4 protein-coding genes are annotated in these 10,128 nt (G+C 70.3%); 3 read left to right on the top strand and 1 reads right to left on the bottom strand.

Annotated elements, in window-relative coordinates; translation table 11 throughout:
• The 3 genes from E9549_RS06980 to E9549_RS06970 all read left to right on the top strand — a co-directional run.
• Positions 1–562 (top strand): hypothetical protein (locus E9549_RS06980; RefSeq protein WP_236825805.1); only part of this gene is annotated, 562 nt, incomplete at its 5' end.
• A gap of 492 nt (positions 563–1,054) precedes the next feature.
• The gene (rpoB, locus tag E9549_RS06975; RefSeq protein WP_374201413.1) at positions 1,055–4,447 is read left to right on the top strand and encodes a DNA-directed RNA polymerase subunit beta; all 3,393 of its coding nucleotides are present in this window, start codon (positions 1,055–1,057) and stop codon (positions 4,445–4,447) included.
• Positions 4,448–4,540: 93 nt separating this feature from the next.
• Entirely contained in the window at positions 4,541–8,446 is a 3,906-nt protein-coding gene (locus E9549_RS06970) for a DNA-directed RNA polymerase subunit beta' (RefSeq protein WP_236825803.1), read from the top strand.
• 229 nt (positions 8,447–8,675) lie between these two features.
• Here E9549_RS06970 and E9549_RS06965 read toward each other — a convergent pair whose 3' ends face one another.
• Complete coding sequence (locus E9549_RS06965; protein WP_236825802.1) at positions 8,676–9,716, bottom strand: LLM class F420-dependent oxidoreductase; 1,041 nt, start codon at positions 9,714–9,716, stop codon at positions 8,676–8,678.
• Between the last annotated feature and the right edge of the window lie 412 nt (positions 9,717–10,128).

The following is a 10,128-nucleotide window of genomic DNA, read 5'->3' as shown; positions in this document are numbered from 1 at the left end:
GTGCGGCGGCGCGGACCCCGCCCCGCGCCGCCGCACCGGTCGCGCGCCGATCGCGGTCCTGACCGTGCTCTGCCTGCTGGCCGCCGTCGCCACGGGGCTGCTGCTGCGGGAGCGGCTGGACCCGGCCTACGTGCGGACCGGGGTCATCGAGGCCGCCGCGGACGGGGTCCGCGCGCTCTACGCCTACGACTACGAGGACTCCGAGGGCAGCGTCGAGGGCAAGCTCGCGGTGCTCACCGGGGACCTGCGCGAGCAGTACGAGCGCGACCTGTCCCAGGGCGGGATCATCGACACCTACGAGCAGGTGTCGGCCACGACCAGCTACGAGGTCAACGACGTCGGGCTCCAGCAGATCAACGACGCCCAGGACACGGCGACGCTCGTCGTCTTCGGGCAGTACGTGGTCCGCTCGGTGAACACCGGGCAGCAGCCCCCCGAGGGGTCGGAGTGCCAGGTGACGCCCGAGGGGGCCCAGTCCTGCGTGCAGACGGTCCAGGTGCGCATGGTGACCGTGGACGGCGAGTGGAGGATCAGCGAGCTCACGCTGCTGACGACCTCCTGAGCGGCCCGCGTCCCGAGGGGCCGACGGCGTGGCGGTCCCACCGCGCAGCCTCCGCTGTCATCATGGGTCCGGCGCACGCCCCGCCGGGCCCCTCCCGGGCCCACGCGTCCCGCGGGTGTGGCACCGGTCGCACCGGTGCCCCCGACGTGGACACGGCGCTCCGGTGGGGGTAGGGTCTCCTGTTGCGCTGCCCTCTGACTGCCTGCCCGCCGAGACGGGTCACGACGGGTGCCCGGGAATCTCCCGGGCGACGCCCGTGCTGACCTGTGCGGCGAGCGATCGCGGCCGTCGCGGACAGCCTCGCCATCACCGACGACGACCCAGGACGACCCCGCAGCCCACCGCCCGCACGTCGTGAGGTCCTTGGAAGGACGCATCTTGGCAGGCTCTCGCCCCACCAGCATCACCCCCGGCACCACCGAGTCCGGTACCACCCAGACGACCCCGGCCACGCAGGACGGTCCCCGCACCGGCGAGGCCGACCAGCAGAAGATCCCCGGCGCGCCGCTTCGCGTCTCGTTCGCCAAGATCTCCGAGCCGCTCGAGGTCCCCGACCTCCTCGCGCTCCAGACCGCTTCCTTCGACTGGCTCGTGGGCAGCCCCGAGTGGCGGGCGACGCTCTCGCCGGAGGAGCAGGCCGACGCCGTCGGCGGCCTGGCCGAGATCCTCGAGGAGATCTCCCCGATCGAGGACTTCAGCGGCTCGATGTCGCTGTCCTTCTCCAACCCGCGCTTCGAGGACGTCAAGGCGTCCCTCGAGGAGTGCAAGGACAAGGACATGACCTACGCGGCGCCGCTGTTCGTCACCGCCGAGTTCATGAACAACACCACCGGCGAGATCAAGTCGCAGACGGTGTTCATGGGCGACTTCCCGATCATGACGAACAAGGGCACCTTCGTCATCAACGGGACCGAGCGCGTCGTCGTCTCCCAGCTGGTCCGCAGCCCCGGCGTCTACTTCGACAAGACCCTGGACAAGACCTCCGACAAGGACGTCTTCAGCGCCAAGGTCATCCCCAGCCGCGGCGCGTGGCTGGAGTTCGACGTCGACAAGCGCGACACCGTGGGCGTCCGCATCGACCGCAAGCGCCGGCAGCCGGTCACCGTGCTCCTCAAGGCCCTGGGCTGGACCGAGGACCGCATCCGCGAGCACTTCCAGTGGTCGCCGACCGTCCTGGCCACCCTGGAGAAGGACCACATCGCCGGGCAGGACGAGGCCCTGCTCGACATCTACCGCAAGCTGCGGCCGGGCGAGCCGCCGACGCGCGAGTCGGCGCAGGCGCTGCTGGAGAACCTGTTCTTCAACCCGAAGCGCTACGACCTGGCGAAGGTCGGCCGGTACAAGGTCAACAAGAAGCTGGGCGTCGAGGTGCCGCAGAGCACCAGCACGCTGACCGAGGACGACATCGTCGCCACCATCGAGTACGTGGTGCGCCTGCACGCCGGCGAGCCCGACCACGGCGTCGACGACATCGACCACTTCGGCAACCGCCGCCTGCGCACCGTCGGCGAGCTGATCCAGAACCAGATCCGGGTCGGCCTCTCCCGCATGGAGCGCGTGGTCCGCGAGCGCATGACCACCCAGGACGTCGAGGCGATCACGCCGCAGACGCTGATCAACATCCGGCCGGTCGTCGCCTCCATCAAGGAGTTCTTCGGCACCAGCCAGCTGTCCCAGTTCATGGACCAGACCAACCCGCTCGCGGGCCTGACCCACAAGCGCCGCCTCTCGGCGCTGGGCCCGGGCGGTCTGTCGCGTGAGCGGGCCGGCATGGAGGTCCGCGACGTCCACCCGAGCCACTACGGCCGGATGTGCCCGATCGAGACGCCGGAAGGCCCGAACATCGGCCTCATCGGCTCGCTGTCCTCGTTCGGCCGGGTGAACGCCTTCGGCTTCATCGAGACGCCGTACCGCAAGGTCGAGAACGGCCAGGTCACCACCCAGATCGACTACCTGACCGCCGACGAGGAGGACCGCTTCGTCGTCGCGCAGGCCAACAGCCCGCTCGACGCGCAGGGCCGCCTCGCCGAGGAGCGCGTCCTGGTCCGCACCAAGGGCGGTGAGGTCGACTACCTCGCCCCCGAGAACGTGGACTACATGGACGTCTCGCCGCGGCAGATGACCTCGGTCGCGACGGCGATGATCCCGTTCCTCGAGCACGACGACGCCAACCGCGCGCTCATGGGCGCCAACATGCAGCGGCAGGCGGTGCCGCTGCTGCGCAGCGAGGCCCCGCTCGTCGGCACCGGCATGGAGCTGCGCGCCGCCGTCGACGCCGGCGACGTCGTCGTCGCGGAGAAGGCCGGTGTCGTGGAGGACTCCACCGCCGACTACGTGACGGTCATGGCCGACGACGGCACCCGGCAGACCTACCGCCTGCTGAAGTTCCGCCGCTCGAACCAGGGCACCTCGATCAACCAGTCCCCGATCGTGGAGGAGGGGCAGCGGGTCGAGGTCGGCCAGGTCATCGCCGACGGTCCGTGCACCGACCAGGGCGAGATGGCGCTGGGCAAGAACCTGCTCGTCGCCTTCATGCCGTGGGAGGGCCACAACTACGAGGACGCGATCATCCTGTCGCAGCGCCTCGTGCAGGACGACGTCCTGTCCTCGATCCACATCGAGGAGTTCGAGGTCGACGCCCGCGACACCAAGCTCGGTGCCGAGGAGATCACCCGGGACATCCCGAACGTCTCCGAGGACGTGCTCGCCGACCTCGACGAGCGCGGCATCATCCGCATCGGTGCCGAGGTCGTCCCCGGCGACATCCTCGTCGGCAAGGTGACGCCCAAGGGCGAGACCGAGCTGACCCCCGAGGAGCGGCTGCTGCGCGCGATCTTCGGCGAGAAGGCCCGCGAGGTCCGCGACACGTCGCTGAAGGTCAAGCACGGTGAGTCCGGCAAGGTCATCGGCGTCCGCGTGTTCTCCCGCGAGGACGGCGACGAGCTGCCCGCCGGCGTCAACGAGCTGATCCGGGTCTACGTCGCCCAGATGCGCAAGATCTCCGACGGCGACAAGCTCGCCGGGCGCCACGGCAACAAGGGCGTCATCTCGAAGATCCTGCCGCAGGAGGACATGCCCTTCCTCGAGGACGGCACCCCGGTCGACATCGTCCTCAACCCGCTCGGCGTGCCCGGCCGCATGAACGTCGGCCAGGTGCTGGAGACCCACCTCGGGTGGATCGCCAAGCAGGGCTGGGAGGTCAACGGCGACCCGGACTGGGCCAAGAACCTGCCCGAGGCCGCGCGGTCGGCCGCTCCGGGGACCCGCACCGCGACGCCGGTGTTCGACGGCGCCAAGGAGGACGAGATCATCGGCCTCCTCGGCTCGACGACGCCCAACCGCGACGGCAACCGGATGGTGCAGCCGACCGGCAAGGCCCGGCTCTTCGACGGCCGCTCCGGCGAGCCGTTCCCCGAGCCGATCTCGGTGGGCTACGTCTACATCCTGAAGCTGCTGCACCTCGTCGACGACAAGATCCACGCCCGCTCGACCGGCCCGTACTCGATGATCACGCAGCAGCCGCTGGGTGGTAAGGCGCAGTTCGGTGGCCAGCGCTTCGGCGAGATGGAGTGCTGGGCGATGCAGGCCTACGGCGCGGCCTACGCGCTGCAGGAGCTGCTCACCATCAAGTCCGACGACATCCTCGGCCGCGTCAAGGTCTACGAGGCGATCGTCAAGGGCGAGAACATCCCCGAGCCGGGCATCCCCGAGTCGTTCAAGGTGCTGCTCAAGGAGCTGCAGTCGCTCTGCCTCAACGTCGAGGTGCTCTCCGGCGACGGCCAGGCGATCGAGCTGCGCGACACCGATGACGAGGTCTTCCGGGCCGCGGAGGAGCTGGGCATCGACCTGTCCCGCCGCGAGCCCTCCAGCGTCGAGGACGTCTGATCGGCCGCCGGCCGGCCCTGAGCAGTCGGGGCCGGCCGGCTCCCCACCCCAAGCCATAGAAGCGAAGCACTAGCCCCTGAAAGGGGTCACACCTTGCTCGACGTCAACTTCTTCGACGAGCTCCGCATCGGTCTGGCCACCGGCGACGACATCCGCCAGTGGAGCCACGGTGAGGTGAAGAAGCCCGAGACCATCAACTACCGGACCCTCCGCCCGGAGAAGGACGGTCTCTTCTGCGAGAAGATCTTCGGTCCCACCCGGGACTGGGAGTGCTACTGCGGCAAGTACAAGCGCGTCCGGTTCAAGGGCATCATCTGCGAGCGCTGCGGCGTCGAGGTCACCCGCGCCAAGGTGCGTCGTGAGCGGATGGGCCACATCGAGCTGGCCGCGCCGGTCACGCACATCTGGTTCTTCAAGGGTGTCCCGTCCCGCCTGGGCTACCTGCTCGACCTGGCGCCCAAGGACCTCGAGAAGATCATCTACTTCGCGGCCTACATGATCACCTCGGTCGACGACGAGGCGCGCCACCGCGACCTCCCGACCATCGAGGCCGAGATCAGCGCCGAGAAGTCGAACCTGGAGAACCGGCGCGACGCCGACGTGGAGGCCCGCCAGCAGAAGCTGGAGGCCGACCTGGCCGAGCTCGAGGCGGAGGGCGCCAAGTCCGACGTCCGCCGCAAGGTGCGCGAGGGCGGCGAGCGCGAGATGCGCCAGCTGCGCGACCGCGCCCAGCGGGAGATCGACCGCCTCGACGAGGTGATGGACACCTTCCGCAAGCTCGAGGTCAAGCAGCTCATCGCCGACGAGGGCCTCTACCGCGAGCTCCGCGACCGCTTCGGCGAGTACTTCGAGGGTGGCATGGGCGCCGCGGCGCTGCAGAAGCTGCTCTCCGGCTTCGACCTCGACGCCGAGGCCGCCTCGCTGCGGGAGACCATCCGCAGCGGCAAGGGCCAGCGCAAGCTGCGCGCGCTCAAGCGGCTCAAGGTCGTCGCGGCGTTCCAGCAGACCCGCAACTCGCCCATGGGCATGGTGCTGGACTGCGTCCCGGTCATCCCGCCGGACCTGCGCCCGATGGTGCAGCTCGACGGTGGCCGCTTCGCCACCAGCGACATGAACGACCTGTACCGCCGGGTGATCAACCGGAACAACCGGCTCAAGCGGCTGCTCGACCTGGGCGCGCCGGAGATCATCGTCAACAACGAGAAGCGGATGCTCCAGGAGTCCGTGGACGCGCTGTTCGACAACGGCCGCCGCGGCCGGCCGGTCACCGGCCCGGGCAACCGCCCCCTGAAGTCCCTGAGCGACCTGCTCAAGGGCAAGCAGGGCCGGTTCCGCCAGAACCTGCTCGGCAAGCGCGTCGACTACTCCGGCCGTTCGGTCATCGTCGTCGGCCCGCAGCTGAAGCTGCACCAGTGCGGTCTGCCCAAGCAGATGGCCCTGGAGCTGTTCAAGCCCTTCGTCATGAAGCGGCTGGTCGACCTCAACCACGCGCAGAACATCAAGTCCGCCAAGCGGATGGTCGAGCGCGCGCGCCCCGTCGTCTGGGACGTGCTGGAGGAGGTCATCACCGAGCACCCGGTCCTGCTGAACCGGGCGCCGACGCTGCACCGCCTGGGCATCCAGGCCTTCGAGCCGCAGCTGGTCGAGGGCAAGGCCATCCAGATCCACCCGCTGGTCTGCACCGCGTTCAACGCCGACTTCGACGGTGACCAGATGGCGGTGCACCTGCCGCTGTCGGCCGAGGCGCAGGCCGAGGCCCGGATCCTGATGCTGTCGAGCAACAACATCCTGTCGCCGGCCGACGGTCGCCCGATCACCGCGCCGACCCAGGACATGGTGCTGGGCCTGTACCACCTGACGACCCTGGTGCCCTCGCGGCACGAGGCCGACGGTGGGAAGCCCGCGGCCTACGCCTCGGCGGCCGAGGCGCTCATGGCGTTCGACATGGGTGCGCTGGCGCTGCAGGAGCGGGCCTACATCCGGCTCGACGAGGTCTTCGGCGTCGACAACGGCAAGGTCAACGAGCCGTGGGAGCAGCCCGAGGACTGGACGCCGGGCCAGCCCGCGGTCGTCGAGACCAGCCTGGGCCGGGTGCTGTTCAACGAGGCCCTGCCCGAGGACTACCGCTTCGTCAACTACCAGGTGCCGAAGAAGGAGCTCGGGGCGATCGTCAACGACCTCGCCGAGCGCTACCCCAAGGTGCAGGTGGCGGCGACGCTGGACGCCCTCAAGGCGGCCGGGTTCCGCTGGGCCACGCGGTCGGGCGTCACCATCGCCATCGACGACGTCGTCACGCCGCCGGTCAAGCAGGAGATCCTCGACCGGCACGAGGCCGAGGCGGCCAAGATCGAGAAGCAGTACGAGCGCGGCGTCATCACCGACGCCGAGCGGCGTGGCGAGCTGATCGAGATCTGGACCCGCGCGCGGGCCGAGGTCAGCCAGGCGATGGTCGACAACTTCCCGACCACCAACCCGGTCTGGGTCATGGTCAACTCGGGCGCCCGAGGCAACATGATGCAGATCAGCCAGATCGCCGGTATGCGCGGTCTGGTCGCCAACCCGAAGGGCGAGATCATCCCGCGGCCGATCAAGGCCAACTTCCGGGAGGGTCTGTCCGTGCTGGAGTACTTCATCTCCACGCACGGTGCGCGCAAGGGTCTGGCCGACACGGCGCTCCGGACCGCCGACTCCGGGTACCTCACCCGGCGCCTGGTGGACGTCTCGCAGGACGTCATCATCCGCGAGGAGGACTGCGGCACCGACCGCGGCGTCCTCATGCCGATCGGCACGCTCGTCGACGGCGTGGTCACCCGTGACCCGCACGTGGAGACCAGCGTCTACGCCCGCGCGCTGTCCGCCGACGTCGTCGCCGAGGACGGGACGGTCATCGCCCCGGCCAACGCCGACCTGGGTGACGTGCTCATCCAGCAGCTCGTCGACGCCGGCGTCGCGGAGGTCAAGGTCCGCTGCGTGCTGACCTGCGAGTCGCTGCTCGGCACCTGCGCCACCTGCTACGGCCGGTCGCTCGCGACCGGCAAGCTGGTGGACGTCGGTGAGGCGGTCGGCATCATCGCCGCCCAGTCGATCGGTGAGCCCGGCACCCAGCTGACGATGCGCACCTTCCACACCGGTGGTGTCGCGGGTGAGGACATCACCCACGGTCTGCCGCGTGTGGTGGAGCTCTTCGAGGCCCGCGTCCCCAAGGGCAAGGCCCCGATCGCCGAGCTGGCCGGCACGGTCCGGATCGAGGACGGCGAGCAGTTCCGCAAGCTGACCATCACCCCGGACGACGGCTCCGACGAGGTCGTCTACGACAAGCTGTCGCGCCGGTCGCGGCTGCGGGTCGAGGACGGCGCCCACGTCGAGGTCGGCGAGCAGCTCACCGAGGGTGCGGTCGACCCGCACGAGGTGCTGCGGATCATGGGCCCGCGCGAGGTGCAGCTGCACCTGGTCCGCGAGGTCCAGGAGGTCTACCGCAGCCAGGGTGTGTCGATCCACGACAAGCACATCGAGGTGATCATCCGCCAGATGCTGAAGCGGGTGACCATCATCGACTCGGGTGCGACCGAGTTCCTCCCGGGCGCGCTGGTCGAGCGGACGCTGTTCGAGACCGAGAACCGCCGCGTCGTCGCCGAGGGCGGCGAGCCGGCCTCGGCCCGTCCGGTGCTCATGGGCATCACCAAGGCCTCGCTCGCGACCGAGTCGTGGCTGTCGGCCGCTTCCTTCCAGGAGACGACCAAGGTGCTCACCGACGCCGCGATCCAGGGCAAGAGCGACAGCCTGCTCGGCCTCAAGGAGAACGTGATCATCGGGAAGCTGATCCCGGCCGGTACGGGCATCAGCCGCTACCGGAACATCACGGTCGAGCCGACCGAGGAGGCGCGGGCAGCCGTGTACACCATGGCCGGCTACGAGGACGGGCAGTACTACAGCCCGGACGTCTTCGGCCAGGGCACCGGCGAGGCCGTCCGCCTCGAGGAGTACGACTGGCGGGGCTGACACCCCCTAGGTGACGAAAGGGCCCCGTGGCGTCAGTCCACGGGGCCCTTTCGCATCCCCGCCCCAGGGCCGGCCACGATCAGGTGCCCTGATCGTGGCGTGTCCTCACCCTCAGCGCGGACCGTGGGGGAGGACGCGCTGCGGTGAGGGAGGACGACGCCGGCGGCGACGCAGGAGGGCCCCGCGGACCACGACGGTCCACGGGGCCCTCCCGCATGCGTGCCCGGAGCTAGCCGGCCAGGCGCTTCATCGTCTCGACGGTGCGCAGGCGGGCTTCGCGGCTGCCGTCCAGCGGCTGCAGCATCAACGTGGTGACGCCGGCCTCGGCGAACGCGGCGATGCGCTCGGCGACGTACCCCTCGGGCCCGATCAGGGAGGACGCCCGCACCAGCTCGTCGGGCACCGCCGCGGCCGCCTCGTCCTTCCTCCCGTCCAGGTAGAGGTCCTGGATCGTCCTCGCCTCGGCCTCGTAGCCGTACCGGACGGCGAGGTCGTTGTAGAAGTTCTTGCCGCGGGCGCCCATGCCGCCGATGTAGAGGGCGAGCGAGGGCCGCACCAGGTCCAGCAGCGGCTCGACGTCGTCGCCGATCGCCACGGGGACGCCGGTGATCACCTGCAGCTCACCCAGCGCAGCGTCGCGCTTGGCCTTCCCGGCGGCCAGCGACTCGCCCCAGACCGAGGCCGCCTTCTCCGGGACGAAGAAGATCGGCTCCCAGGCCTCGGCGATCTCCGCGGCCAGCTCCACGTTCTTCGGGCCGAGCGCGGCGAGCATCACCGGGATCCGGTCGCGGACCGGGGTGTTGATCAGCTTCAGCGGCTTGCCCAGGCCGGTGCCCTGCTCGGCCGGCAGCGGGATCGAGTACTTCTTCCCCTCGTGCTGCAGCCGTTCCCGGCGCCACACCTGGCGGCAGATCTCGACGATCTCGCGGGTGCGCTGCAGCGGGGCGTCGTAGGGGAGGCCGTGCCACCCTTCGATCACCTGCGGGCCGGACGCCCCCAGGCCCAGGGTGAACCGGCCGCCGGAGACGAAGTCCAGCCCGGCCGCGGTCATCGCCGTCAGCGCCGGCGTCCGGCTGTAGATGGGCAGGATGCCGCTGAGCAGCTCCACGCGCTCGGTCACCGCCGCCAGGTACCCCAGCTGGCTCACCGCGTCGAACGTGTAGACCTCGGCCACCATGGCGAGGTCGAGGCCGGCGGACTCCAGGTCGCGGATCTCCGCCGCCGTGTCCTGGAAACCGCCGCTGTAGCTGGCCTGGATGCCGATCCGCACGTGCGCTCCTCTGCTCCGCGGCGCCACCGTTGGCGCCCACCGCACGGTAGCGGTCGCCGCGAGGGGGAGCGGCGGAGCTGTCGCGGGCTCCCGGCCGGCGGTAGTCTCCCGGGCACCCGGTCGCCGGCCGGCCCTTCCGGTCGACGTGTCGACGGGTGTGAGGGACCCGGCTTTGACCGCCTGTCCGGGCCCGGGTATCGTGGTCAGCCGTGCCCAGGGTGTCCTGGGCCTGCTCCCGTTCGCGGTGCGCCTGGGTGACCAGAGGTGGCAAACCTCCGGCCACCGGGGACCACCTCCCGGTCATGCCGGAGGGTGGCGGCGCCGGAGTCGCGAGGGGCAAACCGATCACGGTCCGGCAGCGGACCGGTCCGGGGGAGGGCAACACGCCCGACCGCGTGGACCGGACGCGGAA

The organism is Blastococcus sp. MG754426, from assembly GCF_021699055.1.
Lineage (GTDB): Bacteria > Actinomycetota > Actinomycetes > Mycobacteriales > Geodermatophilaceae > Blastococcus.
Note: the sequence above shows the minus strand (reverse complement) of the source record. Positions and strands in the feature narration are given on the sequence as shown.